This window comes from Variovorax sp. P1_G12, from assembly GCF_056405555.1.
Genome location: NZ_JBFUBW010000003.1, coordinates 243,531 through 264,384 on the forward strand (window position 1 = coordinate 243,531; position 20,854 = coordinate 264,384).

18 protein-coding genes are annotated in these 20,854 nt (G+C 72.2%); all 18 read left to right on the forward strand.

All coding sequences use genetic code 11. The features are described from left to right. Window positions 1-10: 10 nt before the first annotated feature. The 18 genes from AC1D2O_RS05270 to AC1D2O_RS05355 all read left to right on the forward strand — a co-directional run bounded on the left by AC1D2O_RS05270 (window position 11) and on the right by AC1D2O_RS05355 (window position 20,850). On the forward strand, window positions 11-721 hold the full coding sequence (locus AC1D2O_RS05270) for a hypothetical protein (RefSeq protein ID WP_478086228.1): 711 nt from the start codon (window positions 11-13) through the stop codon (window positions 719-721). Then, window positions 718-1,449 carry a hypothetical protein gene (locus AC1D2O_RS05275; protein WP_478086229.1) on the forward strand — a complete coding sequence of 244 codons (732 nt, stop codon included), beginning with the start codon at window positions 718-720 and terminating at the stop codon, window positions 1,447-1,449. The genes AC1D2O_RS05270 and AC1D2O_RS05275 overlap by 4 nt, the downstream gene beginning before the upstream one ends. Further along, on the forward strand, window positions 1,446-2,783 hold the full coding sequence (locus AC1D2O_RS05280; RefSeq protein ID WP_478086231.1) for a Pvc16 family protein: 1,338 nt from the start codon (window positions 1,446-1,448) through the stop codon (window positions 2,781-2,783). The genes AC1D2O_RS05275 and AC1D2O_RS05280 overlap by 4 nt, the downstream gene beginning before the upstream one ends. Further along, window positions 2,780-4,702, forward strand: coding sequence for an ATP-binding protein (locus AC1D2O_RS05285; RefSeq protein ID WP_478086232.1), 1,923 nt, complete (start codon window positions 2,780-2,782; stop codon window positions 4,700-4,702). Before AC1D2O_RS05280 ends, AC1D2O_RS05285 begins: the two co-directional genes overlap by 4 nt. Window positions 4,703-4,781: 79 nt before the next feature. Continuing rightward, entirely contained in the window at window positions 4,782-5,060 is a 279-nt protein-coding gene (locus tag AC1D2O_RS05290) for a hypothetical protein (RefSeq protein WP_478086233.1), read from the forward strand. Continuing rightward, window positions 5,057-6,883, forward strand: a complete 1,827-nt coding sequence (locus AC1D2O_RS05295) for an eCIS core domain-containing protein (RefSeq protein ID WP_478086234.1) — start codon at window positions 5,057-5,059, stop codon at window positions 6,881-6,883. Before AC1D2O_RS05290 ends, AC1D2O_RS05295 begins: the two co-directional genes overlap by 4 nt. 8 nt (window positions 6,884-6,891) lie before the next feature. After that, window positions 6,892-8,370 carry an eCIS core domain-containing protein gene (locus AC1D2O_RS05300; protein WP_478086236.1) on the forward strand — a complete coding sequence of 493 codons (1,479 nt, stop codon included), beginning with the start codon at window positions 6,892-6,894 and terminating at the stop codon, window positions 8,368-8,370. A gap of 10 nt (window positions 8,371-8,380) precedes the next feature. Continuing rightward, window positions 8,381-8,503: a hypothetical protein gene (locus AC1D2O_RS05305; RefSeq protein ID WP_478086237.1), complete on the forward strand. Its 123-nt coding sequence runs from the start codon at window positions 8,381-8,383 to the stop codon at window positions 8,501-8,503. 10 nt (window positions 8,504-8,513) lie between these two features. Further along, window positions 8,514-9,728, forward strand: coding sequence for an eCIS core domain-containing M35 family metalloendopeptidase (locus AC1D2O_RS05310; protein WP_478086238.1), 1,215 nt, complete (start codon window positions 8,514-8,516; stop codon window positions 9,726-9,728). Continuing rightward, complete coding sequence (locus AC1D2O_RS05315; RefSeq protein ID WP_478086239.1) at window positions 9,725-10,384, forward strand: CIS tube protein; 660 nt, start codon at window positions 9,725-9,727, stop codon at window positions 10,382-10,384. The genes AC1D2O_RS05310 and AC1D2O_RS05315 overlap by 4 nt, the downstream gene beginning before the upstream one ends. Continuing rightward, window positions 10,384-10,758 (forward strand): LysM domain-containing protein, encoded by a 375-nt coding sequence (locus AC1D2O_RS05320; protein WP_478156412.1) that lies wholly within the window; start codon window positions 10,384-10,386, stop codon window positions 10,756-10,758. The genes AC1D2O_RS05315 and AC1D2O_RS05320 overlap by 1 nt, the downstream gene beginning before the upstream one ends. Beyond that, window positions 10,748-11,887, forward strand: coding sequence for a hypothetical protein (locus tag AC1D2O_RS05325; protein WP_478086243.1), 1,140 nt, complete (start codon window positions 10,748-10,750; stop codon window positions 11,885-11,887). The genes AC1D2O_RS05320 and AC1D2O_RS05325 overlap by 11 nt, the downstream gene beginning before the upstream one ends. A 13-nt stretch (window positions 11,888-11,900) precedes the next feature. Continuing rightward, window positions 11,901-12,410, forward strand: a complete 510-nt coding sequence (locus tag AC1D2O_RS05330) for a phage baseplate assembly protein V (protein ID WP_214701682.1) — start codon at window positions 11,901-11,903, stop codon at window positions 12,408-12,410. An 11-nt stretch (window positions 12,411-12,421) separates the two neighbouring features. Then, on the forward strand, window positions 12,422-12,742 hold the full coding sequence (locus tag AC1D2O_RS05335) for a hypothetical protein (protein WP_478086246.1): 321 nt from the start codon (window positions 12,422-12,424) through the stop codon (window positions 12,740-12,742). Between the two features lie 5 nt (window positions 12,743-12,747). Next, complete coding sequence (locus AC1D2O_RS05340) at window positions 12,748-13,113, forward strand: GPW/gp25 family protein (RefSeq protein WP_478086248.1); 366 nt, start codon at window positions 12,748-12,750, stop codon at window positions 13,111-13,113. Then, entirely contained in the window at window positions 13,110-15,596 is a 2,487-nt protein-coding gene (locus AC1D2O_RS05345) for a putative baseplate assembly protein (protein ID WP_478086250.1), read from the forward strand. Before AC1D2O_RS05340 ends, AC1D2O_RS05345 begins: the two co-directional genes overlap by 4 nt. Then, entirely contained in the window at window positions 15,593-18,562 is a 2,970-nt protein-coding gene (locus tag AC1D2O_RS05350; protein ID WP_478156414.1) for a putative baseplate assembly protein, read from the forward strand. Before AC1D2O_RS05345 ends, AC1D2O_RS05350 begins: the two co-directional genes overlap by 4 nt. Continuing rightward, on the forward strand, window positions 18,559-20,850 hold the full coding sequence (locus tag AC1D2O_RS05355) for a hypothetical protein (protein ID WP_478156416.1): 2,292 nt from the start codon (window positions 18,559-18,561) through the stop codon (window positions 20,848-20,850). Before AC1D2O_RS05350 ends, AC1D2O_RS05355 begins: the two co-directional genes overlap by 4 nt. The last annotated feature ends 4 nt before the right edge of the window (window positions 20,851-20,854 follow it).

Below are 20,854 nucleotides of genomic sequence, written 5' to 3' on the forward strand. Positions count from 1 at the left end.
GAAGGCGACGATGCGCGCGCTGGCCGGCTCCGAACTGCTGTCGCTGTGGGAGCGCGGCGTCAGCCGCCATGCCCTGGACCGCAGCGCGCTGCTGGCAGCCGCTGCCCGGCCCGACTGGCCTGCCGATGGCATCGTCGACCTGCCGTTGGGCGAGGTCAACGCCAGTTTGCTGGCGCTGCGTGCGGCCTGCTTCGGCCCGCAGATCGACGGACATGCAGACTGCCCGCGTTGCGGCCAACGGCTGGCGTTTGCGCTGGACGCGCGCGAGTTGCTTGCATCCGTCCCTGACAGCGATTCGACCTCGTGCGACGTCGAGGTCGCCGGCTTGCGCCTGCGTGCGCCCAGCCTGCGCGACCTGGCGGCCGTGGCGGCCGAGGCGGATGCCGAACGCGCAGCGCGCCAGTTGCTGGCGCGCTGCACCTTGGCCGGCGATGCCGCGCAGGTGGACGATGCGATGTTGCAGGCCGTCGAAGAACGGCTGGATGCGTTGGACCCGCAGGCCGACTTGGCGCTGGCCCTGCAGTGCGTGGCCTGCGGCCATGCGGACCTGGTGCAGGTGGACGCCGGCCAGCTGCTGTGGGACGAGATCGAGGTGCGCGCGCAGGTGCTGCTGCACGAGGTGCATCAGTTGGCCAGCGCCTACGGTTGGAGCGAGGCGCAGATCCTGGCGCTGACGCCGGCGCGACGGGCCGGTTACCTGGCCATGGCGGGGGCTGCATGACAGGCCTGCTGCACCGCCTGGCCGCACGCGCCGCCGGCACGGGCTGGACAGTGCGATCGGACGTGCGCCTGCCGTTCGGTGCGGCCGGCTTGGAACAGGCGCAGGACCAGGCACCCCCGCTGGTGGATGCGGCTGCGCCCGAAAGCCGCGCGCCAGGTCGGCTTCGACCCGAATCGGCCGTTTCCGCCGCAGCCGTCCCACGACAAGCCGTGGCGCCACGCGCGCAAATCCCGGTCGTCGCAGCTGAACCCGGGCGGCCGCAGCCCGCGGCCGCAGCTGCGATGCCGCAGCCGCAGTTGCCTCAGGCCCATCAGTCCCCGTCGCCGCTCATGCCGGCGGCCACGGCACCGCCGAGGCATGCGCCCGACGCGTCCGCTGTTGCGGGCAAGGCCTCGGGCATCCCGTCTCTCGCGCTCCTCCACACGCCCGCGCGCACGCAGTCACCGCCGCCCCGGTCCCACCACGAAGACCCTGCGCCGCTGTTGCCGACCCGGCCGAGCACCGGAGGCCACGCTGCGCCCCTGGCCCAGACCGTGCGGAGCCCGGCAGCCTTCGCCCTCCGGCCGGCACCGCAGTCCGTCGCCAACCAAGAGACCGAAGTCCACATCCACATCGGCCGCATCGACGTGACGGCTCTGCACGAAGCGCCCCGCCCCAAGGCCCGGCCGCGCGAGCGCACCCAGCCGGTGTCGCTCGACGCCTACCTCGCCGCGAGGAGCAAGCCATGAGCACGGCCCTGGCCATCGCCGGCGTCAGCGCCGTGCTGCGCGACCTGCTCAACGACGGGCTGGTCAACCGCAACGTCACCGGCGTGCTGGGCTCCAGCGTCACCGTCAGCCTGCTGGCGCCCGACCGCGTGGTGCCCACCGGTGGCACCGAGGCCTCGCAGCTCAACCTGTTCCTGTATGGCGTGGCGCCCAACAGCGGGTGGCGCAACGAAGCCCTGCCCTCGCGCGATGGCGCCGGCCGCGCACGGCTCACGAACCCACCGCTGGCGCTGGATCTGCACTACCTGCTCTCGGCCTACAGCGCGGGCGAGCTGCATGCCGAGATCCTGCTGGGCTATGCCATGCAGCTGCTGCACGAGACGCCGGTGCTCACGCGCGAGGCCATCCGCACGGCGCTCAACCCTTCGCCCGCCACCGGCGCCACCTTGCCGCCGGCGCTGCGCGCGCTGTCCGACTCGGGCCTGGCCGAACAGGTGGAACTCATCAAGATCGCGCCGCAGCACCTGAACAACGAAGAGATGTCCAAGCTCTGGACCGCGACACAAAGCCATCTGCGCCCCAGCATGGCCTACAGCGCCTCGGTGGTGCTGATCCAGGCCCAGCGCCCGGCGCGCACGCCGCTGCCAGTGCTCACGCGCGGCCGCATCGACGCGGGCACCGGACGCGAGACCGGCATCGCCGTGCAGTCGAGCCTGCGGCCCGGCGTGCCGGTGCTCGTGAGTGCCGTGCCGCCATTGGGCCAGCCGGTGGCGGCCATCGGCGACACCGTGGCGCTTTCGGGCAGCCTGCTGGACGGCAGCCAGCGCGAAGCCTGGCTGCGCAACGACCGCTTCGACATCACACGGATGCTGCCGGTGTTGGCCGAGGCGCCCGACCGCCCCGCCGCGACCGTGGCCGCCTTCTCGCTGGCCGGCCAGCAGGCCGAGCTGCCGGCCGGCGTGTACCGCGTGAGCGTGCGCCTGACCAGGCCCGATGCGCAGAACGAGGACCGGCTGCACGAGACCCACCCGCTGCTGCTGACACTGGCGCCGCGCATCACCAACCTGCCGCAGACCGTGGCGCGCGCGGGCAACGGCTCGGCCAGCGTCACGATCCAGTTCACGCCGGACCTGCACGCAGGCCAGCGCGCTGTCCTGGTGCTGGGCGCGGCCGAAGTCCCGCCGCAAACGGCCGGTGCCACACCGAATTCGCTGGTCTTCGTGATCCCCAACGCGGCCGTCGGCGTGCACCTGGCGCGGCTGCGCATCGACGACATCGACAGTCCCATCATCGACATGGACTTCGAGCCGCCGGAGTTGCCACGCTTTCTGGACCGCACCGTGGAGATCACGTGAACGCACCCGACCGCCTGTTCGACTGGAGCGGCGCCAACCAGCGCGTGCTGGTGGCGGAGTTCGCGCGGCTGGCTGCCCTGCTGGGCGAAGGCACACAGGATGCGGTCGAGGCCGAAGCCGCCGCGCTGCGCGCTGCCATGCCGGTACCGGCCGCGATCGACACGCTGTGCTCGCTGTTCGGGCTCAGCGCGTTCGAGCGCGACCTGCTGCTGCTGGTGGCCGGCGTCGAGATGGACGCGCGCATCGCCGCGCTGTGCGCCGATGCCAACGGCCAGACGCATCGTCCCTGGGCCAGCTTCGGGTTGGCGCTGGCCGTGCTGCCGCAGCCCCACTGGAGCGCCATCGCGCCGCACGAAGCGCTGCGCCGCTGGCGCCTGCTGGAGATCGACGAAACCACCGGCATCAGCGGCGGACGGCTTCGCATGGACGAGCGCGTGCTGCACTTCATCGCCGGGCTGAACGCGCTGGACCATCGTCTTCATGCGCTGCTTCAGCCGCAGCCGCCTGCAGGCGTCATGGGGCGGGACCAAAGGTCCGCGGTCGCGCAATTGCTGGCTCGGTTGCGCGGCACCGCCGGCCGCCTGCCCGCCGTCGTGCTCGACGGCGACGATGCCGCCGGCCAGCTTGACGTGGCCGTCGCCGTCGCCGCCGGACTGGGCGCCGGCCTGTACCGGCTGCGCACGGTGGACCTGCCCGTGGCCGCCGCCGAGCAGGCGGCCTTCGCCACGCTGTGGTCGCGCGAAGCCGCGCTGCTGGGCTGCGGCCTGTTGATCCACTGCGAGGAGCACGAGGCACTGGGGGCCGTGACGCGCCTGCTGGAACGGATGGACGGCCTCGTCTTCGTCATCGGACACGAGTTGGCGCTGGACGGCACGCCGCAGTGGCGCCAGCACATCGCGCGACCCGAGGCCCCTGAACGCCTGCAGCTATGGCAGACCGCACTGGCCGGCAAGGCTGCGGCGCTGGGAACGGTGGTCGACACGCTGGCCACCCAGTACCGGCTCGGCGCGCGCCGCATCGAGCAAATTGCCGCGCAGGCACGCGGCGACGATCCGGCTGCCGACGCCGCCGCGCTGCACGAGGCCAGCCGAGGCCCCGCCCATGGCATGCCCGGCCTCGCCCAGCGCATCGATGCGCGGGCGCGCGGTTCTGACCTGGTGCTGCCCGAGGCCCAGCAGGCCGTGCTGCGCCAGATCGCCAGCCACGCGCGCCACCGGCTCACGGTGCATCACCAATGGGGCTTCGCCGCCCAGAGCGCGCGCGGGCTGGGCATCGCCACGCTGTTCTGGGGCGACAGTGGCACCGGCAAGACGCTGGCCGCCGAAGTCATCGCCTCCGAACTCGGCCTGGCGCTCTACCGCATCGACCTGTCGGCCGTGGTCAGCAAGTACATCGGCGAGACCGAGAAGAACCTGCGCAAGGTCTTCGACGCCGCCGAGGAAGCCGGTGCCATCCTTCTGTTCGACGAGGCCGACGCGCTGTTCGGCAAGCGCAGCGAGGTGAAGGACAGCCATGACCGCTACGCCAACATCGAGGTCGGCTACCTGCTTCAGCGCATGGAGGCCTATGGCGGCCTGGCGATCCTGACGACCAACCACAAGGCGGCGCTGGACAGCGCGTTCCAGCGCCGACTGCGCTTCGTCGTGCACTTCCCCTTCCCGGACCAGGCGCAGCGCGAGGGCATCTGGCGGGCCGTGTTCCCGGCCGGCGCACCGCTGGACGCGGACATCGACTTCACCAAGCTGGCGCGGCTGAACGTGGCCGGCGGCACCATCCGGAACATCGCGCTGGCGGCTGCCTTCCTGGCCGCCGAGGCCGGCACGCCCATCGGCATGGCCACGCTGCTGCAGGCCGCGCAACTGGATGCGGCCAAGCGCGACAAGCCGTATTCGGATGCGGAAACGCGGGGGTGGGCATGAGAGCGTTCCCCCACCTGGGCAGCAGTCGACCGTCGGGCGGCACGGCCTGCAACCCCTGGGCAGCGCCCGAGGTGTGGCCATGAGGCGCATCGTGCTGCACATCGACCGGCTGGTGCTGCGCGGGGTGGACCGCGGCGACGCCGCCGCCGTCTCCGCCGCGCTGCAGGCCGAACTGCAGAGCCTGCTGGGTCCGGGCGGCGCCGGCACGCTGGCCACGCAGCGCAGCATGCACGCGCTGCAGGCCGGCCGGGTGCACCTGCCGCAGGGCGCGGATGCCCCTGCCCTGGGCCGGGCGGTCGCCGCGCGCGTCGCGGGCGTGCCCGGTCCGGCCAAGCCGCCGGGCGGAGGCCCCTCATGAACACGGCCCTCGCACTCGCCGCACCGCAGGCCCAGCCGCGCCGGCGCGCTGTGCTCCAGCGCAAGTGCGCCTGCGGCCAGGCGGCCTCCAACCTGGGGCCGAAGTGCGAGGACTGCCAGCGTCGCCAGTTGTTCGGCATCGGGCCCGCGGCCCTTCCCGACGCGGGCGCACCGGGCGATTTCGGGCCCGGGCAGCCGCTGGACGGCACGACGCGCCGCTTCTTCGAAAGCCGCTTCGGCCACGGCTTCGGCGACGTGCGCATTCATGCCGGCGACAGCGCCGCGGCCACGGCCCGCGCGCAGAACGCCCACGCCTTCGCCAGCGGGGGCGACATCGTGTTCGCGCGCGGCCGCTACGACCCGGCTTCGCCAGCCGGCCAACGCCTGCTGGCGCACGAGCTGACCCATGTGGTGCAGCAGCGCACGGCGTTGGCCGCGGCCACGCCATCAGGCGACGCGGACCCGGCCGAGCAGGAGGCCGAATACAACGCCGCGCGGCTGCACACGGCCCAGCCCCTGTTCGCCGTGCAGCGCGCGCCGGCGCTGGCGCGGCAGGCGGCCGGTGCAACCACCGTCACGGTGGACGCACCGACGGGGCCGCCCGGCTGCACGCTGGACCAGCACCATGCCATCGAACCCGCGGTGCATGGCGCTCAGAGCCGGCTGCAGCGCACGCTGAACCGGCTGGATGCCTACATCGCCGCTCCGGCCGATGCCGCCAACCAGGCGGTGGCCGCCGCGCTGACGCGGCATTTCCGACGCGCAGACCCCGCACTGGCGGGCACGGTGCGCCAACGCATCGCCGGCATCCGCACCGACATGGTCACGCGCGATCCCTTCCCGGTCGAATGCCACGACGCCGGCGACGCCTCCTGCGCCAACAGCGGCGCCTACGTGCGCAACGACAGCGAACTGGTGTTCTGCCCCGCGTTCTTCACCGGCAGTCTGCCCTGGCGCATCGAGGCGCTGACACACGAGATGGCGCATGCGCTGGCCGGACTGGACATCAGCGACCGCGCCTACCGCAACGACCGCCTGCTGCCGCAGCTGAGCACGGCCGAGGCGCTGGACAATGCCGAGTCCTACACGATGTTCGTGAGCGAAGTCGATAGCGGGCGCCCGGTGCAGGGCGCGCCACCGCAAGACCGGACGCAGGACTGCTCGAGCCGCAATGCGCCGCTGGTGCGCCAGGCCATCGCGCGCGCGCAGCGCTGGAACCGCGACGCCGAGGTCATCGCCAACGACCCGGACCAGGCCATGCTGAACGCCAGCGCGCCGTTCTTCACCACGCACCTGGGCAATGCCACGCCGGCCACGCGCAACACGGCGCGGCGCGTGCTCGGCAGCATGGTGGTGCGCCTGCGCTCCAGCCTGGACGTGCGCTGCGACAACACACCCGCGGCCGAATGCGGTGCCAGCCGGCATGCCTACAAGGGCGCGACCACCAGTGCCGGCGAAGGCGCGCTCACGGGCATGGGCATCGGCGCGGGGGTCGGCCTGGCCGGCGGCTTGGGCGGCGCCATCGGCCTGTGGGCCACCGGCGCGGGAGCCCTGGCCGGCCTCGGCGTGCTGGCGCTGGGTGGCCTGATCGGCATGGCCCTGGGCGCGGCGATCGGCGCCATCGTCGGCGCGGCGACCGCGCGCGACCAGATCCGCCTGTGCCCCAGTTGGGCCGGACTGCCCAGCATCGAGGACCGCACCGAGGCGCTGCTGGCCGCGGCCTACGAGACCTATGGCGGTCTGGACGCTGCCCAGGCGGCCCGCCACGCGGCGTTCGCGCGGGCCGTGCACCAGAACTGGTGGCCGGCGCCGCCGGCCATCTGAGACCCGCCATGGACACGCGCCGCCAACTCCTGCCCGCCAGCCGCACCGACGTGGCGCATGTGGCCGTGCGTCCGCAGGCTGCCCGCCCGCCCGAAGAGGCCGGAGTGGCCCTGCCGGCACCGCTGCGCGAAGGCGCGCAACGGCGCTTCGGCGCGGACTTCAGCGCCGTGCGCATCCATGCTGGCCCCGGCGCGGCCGCCTCGGCCCGGGCGATGGGTGCGGCCGCCTACACGCTCGGTCGCGACATCGTCTTCGGCGCCGGCCGCTGGCAACCGCAACACGCGGCCGGCCAGCGCCTGCTGGCACACGAACTGGCGCATGTGCTGCAGCAGTCGCGCGGCGGCTCCGCCACGGGCGACGCCGAGGCCCGCGCCGATGGCGCGGCCGACCAGTTGCTGCAGGGGCGCTCCGTGGCGGCCCACGGCCTGGGCGGCGCGCCGCCGGCGCCGCAGGCCCAACCCGAGGCCGCGGCCGACGCCTTCTCGCCGGTCGAGAGCGCGCCCTTGCCGCTGTTCGGCGTGCTGCCGCAGACGCTGACCGCCGTGGCGCTCGAGCCCGGCGAGCCCCTCACCAAGGACAACCCCAAGCTCGCGCAGATCGCCGCCGCCAGCCGCGCCCAGCCCGAGGCGCGCGTGCGGCTTTCGGCCAGCCTGACCGAGGGCAGCCAGAGCAGCAGCGCGCGCCAGGACAGCGAGCGCGCGCAATTGAACAGCCGCATGCGCCAGGTGCGCGACGCACTGCGCCAGTTGGGCGTGGACGCGGCCAGCGTGGACCTGGAGTCGGCCACCGCGTTCTCGGCCTCGGCCCATGGCCAGGTCGAGGTGGCGGTGCGCAAGAGCGGCGCGCAGCCCTTGCCCTTGCGGCCGCCCAACCCCGGCATCGGGCCCGAGCTGCCGCCCGAACAGCCGGCCGCCGGCCCGTCGCTGAACCTCGATTTCGAATTCGGCCCAGTCAAGGTGTCGCTGCCCAAGGAGGTGCGCGCCAAGCTGCCGTTCGCGCTGCGCAAGGGCTACAAGCTCACGCTCGACCTGTCGTACGAGGTGCCGGCCAAGTTCGGCCTGCAGATCATGCTGGACGGTCTGCCCCACGTTCGCGTGGGACTCAAGGGCGGGGCCGAGGTCGAACCCAAGAGCGGCGCGGCCGTGGCCTCTGGCGGCCTCGTGATCGAGACCACATCCACCATCTGCAACGCCGCAGATCCCGGCGAGACGCGCGAGAAGATCAAGACGGCCGGCGAGAAGCTCAACAAGGCCGCGCGCGAGTTCGAGACCGCGGTGCCGGACGACAAGCTGGGCAAGGCGATCGACATTGCCAGCGCCATCGGCGAGATCTACGGCGCTGTGGAGGAGGCCAAGGCCAAGTGCAAGCAGGTGCCGCGCGTGAGCGTGGAGTTCGGCGCCAGGAAGGTGCTGGCCCCGGGCGACGAGACCGACCCCACCAAGCGGCCGTCGGACTACGTCGGCGGCACCTTCACCTGGCATTTCTGAGCGCATCACCATGAAAGCCGTCAATGCCAAGTTCCCGCAGCCCGACGTGTTCTTCGGCGTCTCGGACGACCTGGCCGAGTCGGCCGGGTCCAAAGCCGAGGCGCTCAAGGTCGTCTCCGCCCTCAAGCCCTGAAAGGCGCGCCATGCCACTGCACCGCCCTGCCTCCCGCAAGCCAGCGTCCCGGTCCCCAGGACCGGCCCTGCGCCTGCAGCGAAAGTGCGCCTGCGGCGCCGCGGCCGGACTGGCCGGCAGCTGTCCGGACTGCGCGCGCAAGAAGATCCTGGGGCTGCAGACCCAGCTGGCCGTCGGCGCTGCCGACGATGTCTACGAGCGCGAGGCGGACCGCGTGGCGCAGCAGGTGCGGGTCGGCCCGGCCTCGCCTGGCGTGGACGGCCGGGCGACGCCGCGAATCCAGCGCCTGAGCGCGGCGCCCGACGCCGGTGCCATGGAGACACCGGTCAGTGTGGACGAGACGCTGGCCGCGCCCGGCAGCGCGCTGGAACCCGGCCTGCGCCAGGACATGGAAGGGCGCCTCGGCCACGACTTCTCGCAAGTGCGCGTGCATGCGGACGCACGTGCCGACGCCTCGGCGCGCGAGGTGCAGGCCAATGCCTACACCGCAGGCCGGCACATCGCGTTCGCGGCCGGGCGCTACGCGCCACAGACCGCCGAGGGACGGGGCCTGCTGGCGCACGAGCTGACCCACGTGGTGCAGCAGGCGGGCGGGCAGGCCCAGGGGCTGCAGCGCGACACGAAGGACAAGACGCCGCCACCGGCCAAGGTCGTGCCGCCAGTGGAGCCGAACAAGACGCAGAAGAAGCTGATCGACGACGCCCGCCGTGCTGCCGCGATCCGCACGCAGCGCGCCCTGTTCCGCGCCAGCGGCGTCGAGGGCACCGAGGCGCTCATGGAAGCCAAGGCGCTGGCGCGCATCAAGTTCGACTGGGCCGACCCCAACATGGAGCAGATCAGCGACGTGCTGCGCGGCATGGGCGGTGGCGTCGGCACGGCCGACATCAAGGTGGCCGGCCCGGGCGATCCGGAATGCGGCACCCGCGCGGGCTATGTGCGCGGCTTTCGCCAGCCCATCGTGCTGTGCGCGGCCTTCTCCGCCAAGGGCACCACGGACGAGAGCCGCATCCGCACCCTGATCCACGAGATGGCGCACTTGCAGCGCGTCGGCAACGCCGACGGCACGGAAAGCTACTTCCCCATCTTTGACTGCGAGTCGCCCGGCGTCTTCGAATCGGCCGACGCGTGGGCCAACTACGTCCATTGCCTGTCGGGCGAAAAGCCCGATGCCAATGTCGTGCCGCGCTCCAAGCCCGGCGGCGCCAAGCCTGGGAAGAAGAAATGACCGGCTTCTCCAACTCCCCCCAACTCATCAAGGGCGGCCTGGTCCTGATCGACCCCGAGTCGGCCAAGGTGCAGCGCGTGATCTCGCTGCAATACAACGCCGATTCGCTGACCCGCAAGCTGCAGGCCCAGACCACCGGCGGCGACGCTGCCGACCGCGCCGAGCCCACGCGCTTCAAGGGTCCGCCGGTGGAGACCATCAGCTTCGAAGCCGACATCGACGCCACCGACCAGCTCGAGTTCCCGGACCAGAACGCCAGCACCATTGCCCATGGCATCGCGCCCCAGCTCGCGGTGCTGGAGTCGCTGCTGTCTCCGGGCTCGACCCAGTTGCAGCGGGTGGACAGCCAGGCCAACTCCGGCACGCTGGAGATTGCGCCCATGCTGGCGCCGCTGATCCTCTTCGTCTGGGGCAAGAGCCGCATCGTGCCGGTGAAGTTGGCCGACTTCTCGATCACCGAGGAAGCCTTCGACCCCGCACTCAACCCGATCCGCGCCAAGGTCTCGTTCAGCCTGCGCGTGCTGTCGGTGGACGACCTGGGCTTCTCGTCCAAGGGCGGGTCGCTGTTCATGACCTATCTGCAGGGCAAGGAGAAGCTGGCGGCCAAGGTGCAGCCAGTGTCGTTCTCCACGCTCGGCATTGGAGGAATCTCGTGATGGTCGATCCGATCCAGGCCTTCATGCAGGCCAACGGCCTGGCGCAACCGGCCTTCGCGCCCGACAGCCGCTACCACGGCCTGCCGCTCGCGCAGGCCACCTTGCCGGATGGCCGCCAGGTGGTGTTCGTCACGCGGCGCTTCCTGCCGCCGACGGAGAACTTCGCGCGGCTCGCCACGGCCACCATCGTGGCCGGCGACCGGCTCGACACCCTGGCCGCGCAGCACCTGGGCGCGGCCGAGCAGAACTGGCGCCTGGCCGACGCCAATGGCGCGATGCTGCCCGAAGCGCTGGTGGCCGAGGTCGGCCGCCCACTGGCCATCACGCTGCCAGAGGGCGTGCCCGCCCCGCCCGGAGCAGGAGATGTTCGCTAAGGGCATCCAGCTCACATTGATGATCGGCCCCATCGTGCCGATCCCGGTGCCGCGCGTGGTGACCGACGCGCTCGAGAGTGTGGAAGTGCGAACCGCCACCGGCAGCGCGAGCGGATTCCAGCTCAAGTTCTCGATCAGCGCGCGCTCGGAACTCAACACCATCTTCCTCCTGGCCGGCGTCAACTCGACGCCCGTCACGCCGGCACTTCGCGTGCTGCTGGTGATGACGCTCAACGGCCAGCCGCAGCCGCTGTTCGACGGCGTGATGACCAACGTGCAGGTGCAGCCCGGCGGCCAGGGCCAGCCCGGCAGCCTGGTCGTGACCGGCGAGGACGTGACCAAGGCGATGGACAAGCAGGACTGGAGCGGCCTGCCCTTCCCCGCCGTGCCGGTGGAAGGGCGCGTGGCGCTGCTGTGCGCCAAATACGCGCCCTTCGGCCTCATCCCCATGATCATCCCGGTGCTGTTCCCGGACGTGCAGATCCCAGTCGACAAGATTCCGGCGCAGCAGGGCACCGACCTGGCCTACATCCAGGAACTGGCGCGCCAGGTGGGCTATGTGTTCTATGTCGAGCCGGGTTCGACGCCGGGCACCAACATCGCCTACTTCGGGCCCGAGTTGAAGGTGGGTGTGCCGCAGCCGGCGCTCAACGTCGACATGGACGCGCTGACGAATGTCGAGTCGCTCAGCTTCAGCTTCGAACCCGAGAAGGGCGTGCTGCCCATCGTGTTCATCCAGAACCAGCTCACCCGCGTCCCGATCCCGATTCCGATCCCCAACCTGAACCCGTTGCAGCCGCCGCTGGGCGCGCTGCCCACCTCGCTTTCCAACATCAAGTTCATGAAGGACACGGCCAAGATGAGCCCGATGCGGGCGATCTCGGCCGGCCTCGCGGAAGCCGCCAAGTCGCAGGACTCGGTGAGCGGCAGCGGCACGCTGGACGTGCTGCGCTACGGCCGGCCACTCAAGGCGCGCGGCCTGGTCGGCGTGCGCGGCGTGGGCATCGCCTACGACGGGCTGTACTACGTCAACAGCGTCACCAGCACCTTGAAGCGCGGCGAGTTCAAGCAGCGCTTCGAGCTCACGCGCAACGGGCTGGTGTCGATCACGCCCAAGGTCCCCGTCTGAAGGAGCAGCGAAAGTGCCCGAGAAGTTCTACGGCAAGTACCGCGGCATGGTGCTCAACAACATCGACCCGATGCAGATGGGCCGGCTGATGGTGCAGGTGCCCGACGTCGGCGGCGTGATGCCGTCCACCTGGGCCATGCCCTGCGTGCCGGTGGCCGGCATCCAGAACGGCATGTTCGCGCTGCCGATGATCGGCTCGGGCGTGTGGATCGAGTACGAGCAGGGCGACATCGACCACCCGATCTGGGTCGGCTGCTTCTGGGGTAGCGCAGCCGAGGTGCCGGCGCTGGCGCGGCTGACGCCACCGGCCGTGCAGGCCATCACCATGCAGACGCCGCTGCAGAACGGCCTGACCATCAGCGACCTGCCCGGCCCCAGCGGCGGGATCATGCTCAAGAGCGCGACCGGTGCCACCTTGATCGTCAACGACACCGGCATCTACATCCAGAACGGCAAGGGCGCGTCCATCGTGATGACCGGTCCCACGGTCACGATCAACGCCGGCGCCCTCACCATCGTCTAGGAGCGCCAAGCATGTCCGGCCCCCTCCTCCACCTCGGCGCTACCGTCCTGTGCGCGCATGGCGGCCAGGCCACGCCCAGCGCGCCGGTGCCGCGCGTGCTGGTTTCGGGACAGCCGGTGACGACGCAGGCCGCGCCCTACCTGGTGGCCGGCTGCGCCTTCTCGCCGCCGCAGGGCAACGGGCCCTGCGTGACGGCGCAATGGATCGTGGCGGCCACCCGGGTCTTCGCCGCCGGCCAGCCGGTGCTGCTGATGAGCAGCCAGGCCATCTGCGCGCCCACCGGCACGCCCTTGATGCCGGTGGCGGCGCAGACCCGTGTCATAGGGATGTGAACACCATGGACACCGACATCGGCTTTCCCCTGCGCATCGACGGCCGCGGCCGCAGCGCGACCGTCTCGCGCGAGGCGCACCTGCGCGACCTGATCGAGCAGCTCCTTTTCACCGTGCCGGGTGAGCGCGTGAACCGGCCGGACTTCGGCTGCGGCCTCATGCAGCTCGTGTTCGCGCCCAACAGCCCCGAGCTCGCCGCGACGGTGCAGGCACTGGTGCACGGCGCGCTGCAGCAGTGGCTCGGCCACCTGATGCGCATCGACGAGGTCAGCGCCGAGAGCGAGGACGCGACCCTGTCGGTGACGGTGCGCTACACGGTGCTGGAGACGCAGCAGAGCGGTCAGGCGCAGTTCAGGCGGGAGGCCCCATGAACAGCCAGTACCTGTGCAGCAACCCCGGCCGCATCGCCGCCCTGCGCGAGGCCGCGCTGGCGAACCCGCCGCGCGCCTTCAACGGCATCGAGTACCTGGAAGTGGTGCACGGCGAACCGCGGCTGATGCTGCACTTCGTGCACGACCTGGCCTTCGCGCCGGCCGCGCCGCTCGCGGCCACCAACATCGAGATCCGCGGCGGCGTGCGGGTGCGCAACCCGCAGGCGATCGGCGTGTCGGCCAGCGGCGACGTGCTGACGGTGGAGCTGGACGACATCGGCGACTTCTCGCGCTACCAGTTGCGGCTGGTCGCCTCGGCCGGCTCCGACGCGCCGCCGGCCGGCATCGACCCTGCCCTGGCGCAGATCGCCTTCGGCTTCAAGGTCGACTGCCCCAGCGACTTCGACTGCCGCGTGGAAGACGACTGCGCGCCGGTCCAGCAACGCGCACCCGACATCGACTACCTGGCACGCGACTACCAGAGCTTCCGCCGCCTGGTGCTGGACCGGCTTTCGGCGCTGATGCCCCACTGGAAGGAACGCAGCCCGGCCGACTTGATGGTCACGCTGTCCGAGGCGCTGGCCTTCCGCGCCGACGAGATCGCCTACTTCCAGGACGCGGTCGCCACCGAGGCCTACCTGGGCACCGCGCGCCAGCGCGTCTCGGTGCGGCGGCACGCGCGCCTGCTGGACTACGCGGTGCACGAGGGCTGCAATGCGCGCGCCTGGGTGGCCTTCGAGGTCGACATCGCTGCTGCTGCCGACGGCCAGACGCTCGCGGCCTGCGACAGCACCACCGGCCTGGACGGCACCCTGCTGCTGACCCGCGCGCAGGGCGCGCCCCGGCGGCTGGGTTCTCCCGCCAGCGCGCAGGCGCTGGTCGCGGCCGGTGCGCAAGCCTTCGAGCTGCTGACACCGCTGAGGCTGTTCAGCGCCCACAACGACCTGCGCTTCTACACCTGGAGCGACGAGGCCTGCTGCCTGCCGCGCGGCGCCACGCGCGCCTTCCTCATCGACGACCCGGCGAACCGGCTGCGCCTGCGCGCGGGCGACCTGCTGCTGCTGGAGGCACGCGCCGGCACCACCAACGGCCTGCCGCAGGATGCCGACGCGCAGCAGCGCCACGTGGTCCGCATCACGCGGGTCGACCCCGAGGCGGACAAGGATCGCGCTCCCTCTGCGCAGCCGCGGCACGACCCGGTCACCGAACAGCCGCTGGTCGAGGTGCACTGGCACGCCGAGGACGCATTGCCCTTCGACCTGTGCCTGTCGAAGGTCATCGATGGCGTGCTGGTGCGCGACATGGCGGGCGCCTGCGCCAACATCGCGCTGGCCGACCACGGCTACAGCGCAACACGCCCCGAGCCCCTGGTGCCGGTGCCCGGCGGCCGCGTGCCGCGCTATCGGCTGGCGCAGCCGACGCTGCTGCCGTGGACGCGCCAGGGCCTGGTGCGCAACGCCAGCGGCGAGGCGATGCTGGTGGACCCATCCACCAGCGCCACCGCCGCCCTGCGGCGCGACCTGGCGGACACGCGCGAGGCAGTGCTCGTGGCCAGCGACGGCGACGACCGCCGTTGGAACGCACGCCGCGACCTGCTGCAAAGCGGCTCCCATGCCCCGGAGTTCGTGGCCGAGACCGAGGCCGACGGCCAGGTGCTGCTGCGCTTCGGCGACGGCGTGAACGGCCTGCGCCCCGGCGCGGCCGAGGCCCTGTCGGCGCGGGTGCGCACCGGCAACGGCAGCGCCGGCAACGTGGGCGCCGATGCGATCGCCCATGTGCTGTGCCCCTTCGACGGCATCGCGCGGGTGCGCAACCCGCTGCCGGCCAGCGGCGGCGTGGACCCGGTGGCGCTGGCGCGCGCGCGCATGGACGCGCCGCAGGCCTTCCGGCGCCAGGAGCGCGCAGTGACGGCCGAGGACTATGCCGAGGTCGCCATGCGCGACGGCCGCGTGCAGCGCGCCGTCGCCACGCGCCGCTGGACCGGGAGCTGGCACACCATGTTCATCACCGTCGACCGGCGCGGCGCCGAGGGCATGGACCCCGCCTTCGAGGACAGCCTGAGCGCCTTCATCGACCGCTACCGCCTGGCCGGCCACGACGTGGAGATCGACGCCCCGGCCTACGTGGCGCTGGACATCGCGCTGCATGTCTGCACCCGGCCCGGCTACTTCCCGGCCGATGTGCAGCGCCGCCTGCTGCACGTGTTCGCCACCACGCCCGGTGGCTTCTTCCACCCCGACCGCTTCAGCTTCGGCGAGCCGGTCTACCTGAGCGCCGTGATCGCCGCGGCGATGGCGGTGCAGGGCGTCTCGCACGTGGAGCCGCTGCGCTTCCAGCGCCTGGGCCGGCTGCCGGACGGCGAGATCGACGCCGGCCGCATCGCGACGGCACGGCTGGAGATCGCGCGCCTGGACAACGACCCCAACGCGCCCGAGCACGGCCGCATCCAGTTCGAGGTGCATGCGGCGGAGGAAACAAGATGAGCAGCGAAGACCTCCCCCTCGACGGCTGCCACTGCTGCGAAGGCCAGGCCGAGCCCGGCACCATCTACAACGCGCCGGGACTGCCCGCGCTGGCCTGGCGCATCGACAGCCAGCCCGGCTTCTACCAGCGCATGCTGGCCCGCCTGCCGCTTTGGGGGCTGCCCGGTCAGCTGGCGACCGCGCCGCGGCCCCTGGGCCAGCTTCGCACCCGCGAGCCCGACGACGCGGCCATCGCGCTGGTCGATGCCTCGGCCTGCGTGGCCGACGTGCTGACCTTCTACCAGGAGCGCATCGCCAACGAGGGGTTCCTCCGCACCGCCACTGAACGCCGCTCGGTGCTGGAGCTCGCGCGAGCCGTCGGCTACGAGCTGCGGCCCGGCGTCGCCGCCAGCGTGCACCTGGTCTTCACGGTGGAAGACGCGCCCGGCGCGCCGGGCGTGTGCACCATCGCGGCCGGCGCGCCGGTGCAGAGCGTGCCGCCGCAGGGCAAGCTGCCGCAGGTCTTCGAGACCGGCGAGCCGATCGTCGCGCGCGCCGAATGGAACGCATTGCGCCCGCGCCAGACCCGGCCGGCCGACCTCGCCGTGTTGGGCCCCGACGGCGCGCTGCGCCTGGCCCTGCTCTACCCCGCCGGCAGCCTGCCGGCCGACACCGTCGGCCTGCATCCGGATCTCTCCAGCGGCAACCTGTACCGGCTCGACCCGGACCTGCCCGTGGAGCCGCGGGTGGACGCCCAGGAAGTGGCCCGCATCTACCTGTCCGACCAGGCCAGCGGCGTGCAGGCCGGCGAACTGCTGCTCTTCGTCGGCAAGAAGGGGCTGGAGCTGAAGCACCTGGCGCTGCGCGCGCTGGAGGTCGAGGACGAACCGGCCCTGCGCCGCGTACGCGTGGCGCTGGAGCCGCTGCCCGACCCGAAGACGCCCGCGGCGCCGCCGATGCTCGTCTGGCTGGTGCCCACCGTGTCGATGTTCTACGGCGGCTACGCGCAGGCGCAGGTCGAAACCGTGCCTTTCACCACCACCGACCTGGGCCCCGCCATCACCAGCAAGAGCTGGAAGGAGAACGAGCTGCAGGCCATGATCGCGATCCAGGGCTGGAGCACCACGCAGCTCGTCCAGACCATCACGGCCAGCGTCCAGCCCCCGGCCAAGCCGAAGTCGCCCGAGGCCGGCGCCTTCAGCTTTGCGCAGCGGCTGGGCTTCTTCGGGCACAACGCGCCCAAGTGGGGCTCGCTGCCGAAGATCAATCTCCGCGATCCGGACATCTACAAGGATGGCTGGGACGACCAGGATCCGATCACCTCCCCCACCGGCACGCTGGACGCCAGCCGCAGCATCTGGACCGACTCGCAGGGCAACCCCAACATGGAGAGCCTGGTCCTGCCGCCCTGTCACGCGCTGCTGGAGCGCCCGGTGCCCAAGCTCGCGCCCGGCAGCTGGATGATCTTCGACGCCCCCAGCGAGAAGGCCACGGCCTATGCCTTGTTCGATGCGCGCGAAGTCTCGCGCGCCGACTACGGCCTGTCGGCCCGCGCCACCGCGCTGCGGCTGGCCGACAGCAGCGGCCAGCCGATGGCGGAGGCGCCGGAAGAGGCCTTCCTGTTCCGCGACACCACGGCCCACGTCGTCAGCCGGCGCCAGCCCCTGGCCGAGTTGCCGATCGAGACCCCGGTGGAGCGCGACAGCAAGCGCATCGAGCTGTCGACCATGGTGCTGGGTCTGACGCGCGGCCAGCCCCTGGCCTTCGTCGGCCCGCGGGCCGACCTGCCCGGCGTGGAGGCGGCCGAGATCGCGCTGCTGGACGAAGTGGAGCACAGCGCCGGCCGCAGCACGCTGGTGCTGCAGAAGGCGCTGGCATACAGCTATCAGCGCGAGAGGCTGCAGATCCACGCCAACGTGGTCCGCGCCACGCACGGCGAGAGCGTGCAGGAGGTGCTGGGCAACGGCGACGCGAAGGAGAGCTTCCAGCGCTTCATGCTGCGCAAGCCGCCGACCACGCACTTGACGGCCGCCTCGGCCAGCGGCGTGAAGAGCACGCTGGAACTGCGCGTGAACGGCCTGCTGTGGACCGAACGCCCCTCGCTGTACGGTGCCGCGCCCGACGAGCATGTGTTCACCACGCGCATCGACAACGAGGCGCGCATGAAGGTCCTGTTCGGCGACGGCCGCAGCGGCGCGCGCCTGCCCAGCGGCCAGATGAACGTGCAGGCGCGCTACCGCAGCGGCATCGGCCCCGACGGCGAGGTGGCGGCGGGCACGCTGACCATGCTGCGCGCCATGCCGCTGGGCCTGCGCGGCGTGAGCAACCCGCTGCCGGCCAGCGGCGCCCAGGGGCCCGAGAAGCTGGAGGACGCACGCCGCAATGCGCCGCTGACGCTGCTGGCCTTCGAGCGCGTGGTCTCGCTGTCGGACTACCAGGACTTTGCGCGTGCCTTCCCGGGCATCGGCAAGGCGCGCGCCGACCTGGTGTGGGTCAACGGCAGCTCGCGCGTGCTGCTCTCGGTGGCCGGCGCCACCGGCGGCGTGCCGGGCGAGGAGGTGATGGACAACCTGCAGAAGGCCATTGCCAGCCTGTCCGACCCCTCGCAGGCCTTCGTGCTGGGCGCCTCGGTGCTGCGCTACTTCCGCTGCACCGCGCGCGTGGCGATCGACCCACGCCACGAGGCCGACACGGTGCTCGCGGCCTGCAGGGCGAAGCTGCAAGCCGCATTCGGCTTCGACGCGCGAGACCTGGCGCAATCGGTCACCGCCGCCGAGTTGCTCGCACTGCTGCACCAGGTCCCCGGCGTGGTGGCAGTGGACCTGGAGGTGCTGCAGCCCTACGGTGAAGCCGCGGCCGCCGCCGGCAACGGGCAGTTCGTGCCGGCCTTCGGCGCGCGCTGGGACCCGGTGGACATGGCGATGCGGCCGGCCGAACTGATGTTGCTGAACCCCGCGGCACTCGAACTCGTGAAGGCCACGCTATGAGTCTCCTCACCCCCGAACGGCTCTACCAGCTGCTGCCGGTCATCCACCGCCTGCGCGACACCGAGCGCGGTGCGCCGCTGCGGGCGCTGCTGGCCGTGATCGAAAGCGAACTCGAGGCGGTGGAGGCCGACACCGCGCGCCTGTACGACAACTGGTTCATCGAGACCTGCGACGAATGGACCGTGCCCTACATCGGCGACCTGCTGGGCGCGCGGCCGATCCGCCCGGTGCCCTCGGCCGGCGTCAGCACGCGCGCCTGGGTCGCCAACACCATCGCCTACCGCCGCCGCAAGGGCACGGCGCTGGTGCTGGAGCAACTGGCGCGCGATGTCACCGGCTGGCCCGCAGCGGCGGTGGAGTTCTTCCAGCGCCTGGGCACCACCCAGCACATGAACCACGTGCGCCGCGCGCCCACCGCCACGGCCTGCGTGCGCGACGCCGCGGCGGCCGAGCTGGCGCAGGCCTCGGCCGGCGCCTTCGACCCCTTTGCCCACACGCTGGAGGTGCGCAACGCCGACACGCGTGGCGGCCGCTTCAACATCCCCAACGTGGGCCTGTACCTGTGGCGGCTGCGCCCGCAGCCGCTGGGCAGCGGCGCGCCGGGCCCCGTCGCCGAAATGGCGACGGCCGACTTCATCAGCGCACGCGAGGCGCAATCAGGTGGCTGGTGGCACATGCACCCGGCGGGCGTGGACGCACCGGTGTTCAACCGCCCGCCCACCGAGACCGGCAGCGGCGCCATCACCCAGGCTGCGCGCGAGGAACACACCCCGGCCCCGCTGCGCCCGCTGGCACTGCATGCCGAGCTCGTGCGGCTGCGCGCCGACCAGGCCGAGCCGGCGCCGCGCTTCATGACCGAGCGCGACCCGGTGCTGCGCTGCTTCGTGCGGCTCGCCGGCGAGACGCTGCCGGTGGAGGTGCCGCGCGAGGACATCTGCATCTGCGAGATCCCCGACACCGTGGAACTGGCCCAGCCCACGCCGCGCGTGCCGGCGCTGGACCTGCTGCGCGGACGCATCGCGTTCCCGGCCGCGCTGGACGTGAAGCAAGTGTGGCTGCATGCGACCCATGCCAGCGTGGCCGACATCGGCGGCGGTCCCTACGATCGCGGCGCCGCACTGCGCGCGGCCAGCCGCGCGGCCGACGAAAGCCGAAGCGGCTTCTTCGACCCGCAGGTCTGGCAGGTGGGCGTGTCGCACCTGCTGCCCGCGGGCGGCATGCTGTTCCCCACCCTGCGTGCCGCCGTCCAGGCCTGGAATGACGAGCCGGCGGGGCGCACCGGCGTCATCGTGGTGATGGACAGCCTGACGGAGATCGACGACGACCCGCTGGAAATCCGGATCCCCGAAGCCTCGCAACTGCTGGTGGTCGCCGGCCAATGGCCGCTGCAGCCCATCCCCGACGCGCCGCCCGGCAGCATGGAGCGCGTGGCCGGCCGCTTCGAGGCCCGGCAGGTGCGCGCGCATTGGCAGGGCCTGCTGAAGGTGAGCGGTACCGCCGACGCCGACGCGTCCGACCCGGGCGCGCTGTTCCTGCACGGGCTGCTGCTGCAGGGGCCCCTGCAGGTGTCCGGCCGCCTGGGCCAGCTGGAGCTGGCGCACTGCACGCTGCTGCCCGACACGGTGCAGGGCACGCAGCACCTGCAGGTGGGCGTCGACAGCCCGCGCCTGCAATTGCGGCTGCTGCAAAGCCTTTGCGCACCGGTCACCGTGGCCGGCCCGGTGCGCGGGGTGGAGGTGGCCGACAGCATCGTCGGCCTGGGCCTCGCCGACGGCGCTTCGGCGCCGGCGCTGGACGCGCCCGAGGCCGCGCTGGACCTGCAACGCACCAGCTTCTTCGGCGGCGTCAACGCGCTGTCGCTCAATGCCAGCGACTGCATCTTCGACGCACCGGTGCTCGCCGAGCGTCGCCAGGTGGGCTGCGTGCGCTTTTGCTACGTGCCCCCTTCCTCGCAGGTGCCGCGGCGCTACCGCTGCCAGCCGCAGCTCGAGAGCGAGACGCGCATCGCCGACCTGCCAGCCAACGCCACGACCGCCGAAAAGGACGCGGTTCGCGCCGAGGTCGAGGCCACGGTGCGGCCGCTCTTCGTCTCGCGCCGCTACGGCGACCCGGCGCTGGGCCAACTGGAACTGCGCTGCGCGGCGCAGATTCGCACCGGCGCGGCCAGCGGCGCAGAGATGGGCGCCTACGAACACCTGCAGCAGCCGCAGCGCGAGGCCAACCTGCGCGATGCACTGACCGAGTACCTGCGCCTGGGCCTGGCCGCCAGCGTGCATTTCGCCAATTGAGGAG

Excerpts from the sequence above, each read along its gene's own strand:
- AC1D2O_RS05270 (WP_478086228.1), top strand. The coding sequence starts at position 11 with ATGCGCGCGCTGGCCGGCTCCGAACTGCTGTCGCTGTGGGAGCGCGGC.
- AC1D2O_RS05275 (WP_478086229.1), top strand. The coding sequence starts at position 718 with ATGACAGGCCTGCTGCACCGCCTGGCCGCACGCGCCGCCGGCACGGGC.
- AC1D2O_RS05280 (WP_478086231.1), top strand. The coding sequence starts at position 1,446 with ATGAGCACGGCCCTGGCCATCGCCGGCGTCAGCGCCGTGCTGCGCGAC.
- AC1D2O_RS05290 (WP_478086233.1), top strand. The coding sequence starts at position 4,782 with ATGAGGCGCATCGTGCTGCACATCGACCGGCTGGTGCTGCGCGGGGTG.
- AC1D2O_RS05295 (WP_478086234.1), top strand. The coding sequence starts at position 5,057 with ATGAACACGGCCCTCGCACTCGCCGCACCGCAGGCCCAGCCGCGCCGG.
- AC1D2O_RS05300 (WP_478086236.1), top strand. The coding sequence starts at position 6,892 with ATGGACACGCGCCGCCAACTCCTGCCCGCCAGCCGCACCGACGTGGCG.
- AC1D2O_RS05305 (WP_478086237.1), top strand. The coding sequence starts at position 8,381 with ATGAAAGCCGTCAATGCCAAGTTCCCGCAGCCCGACGTGTTCTTCGGC.
- AC1D2O_RS05310 (WP_478086238.1), top strand. The coding sequence starts at position 8,514 with ATGCCACTGCACCGCCCTGCCTCCCGCAAGCCAGCGTCCCGGTCCCCA.
- AC1D2O_RS05315 (WP_478086239.1), top strand. The coding sequence starts at position 9,725 with ATGACCGGCTTCTCCAACTCCCCCCAACTCATCAAGGGCGGCCTGGTC.
- AC1D2O_RS05320 (WP_478156412.1), top strand. The coding sequence starts at position 10,384 with ATGGTCGATCCGATCCAGGCCTTCATGCAGGCCAACGGCCTGGCGCAA.
- AC1D2O_RS05325 (WP_478086243.1), top strand. The coding sequence starts at position 10,748 with ATGTTCGCTAAGGGCATCCAGCTCACATTGATGATCGGCCCCATCGTG.
- AC1D2O_RS05335 (WP_478086246.1), top strand. The coding sequence starts at position 12,422 with ATGTCCGGCCCCCTCCTCCACCTCGGCGCTACCGTCCTGTGCGCGCAT.
- AC1D2O_RS05340 (WP_478086248.1), top strand. The coding sequence starts at position 12,748 with ATGGACACCGACATCGGCTTTCCCCTGCGCATCGACGGCCGCGGCCGC.
- AC1D2O_RS05345 (WP_478086250.1), top strand. The coding sequence starts at position 13,110 with ATGAACAGCCAGTACCTGTGCAGCAACCCCGGCCGCATCGCCGCCCTG.
- AC1D2O_RS05350 (WP_478156414.1), top strand. The coding sequence starts at position 15,593 with ATGAGCAGCGAAGACCTCCCCCTCGACGGCTGCCACTGCTGCGAAGGC.
- AC1D2O_RS05355 (WP_478156416.1), top strand. The coding sequence starts at position 18,559 with ATGAGTCTCCTCACCCCCGAACGGCTCTACCAGCTGCTGCCGGTCATC.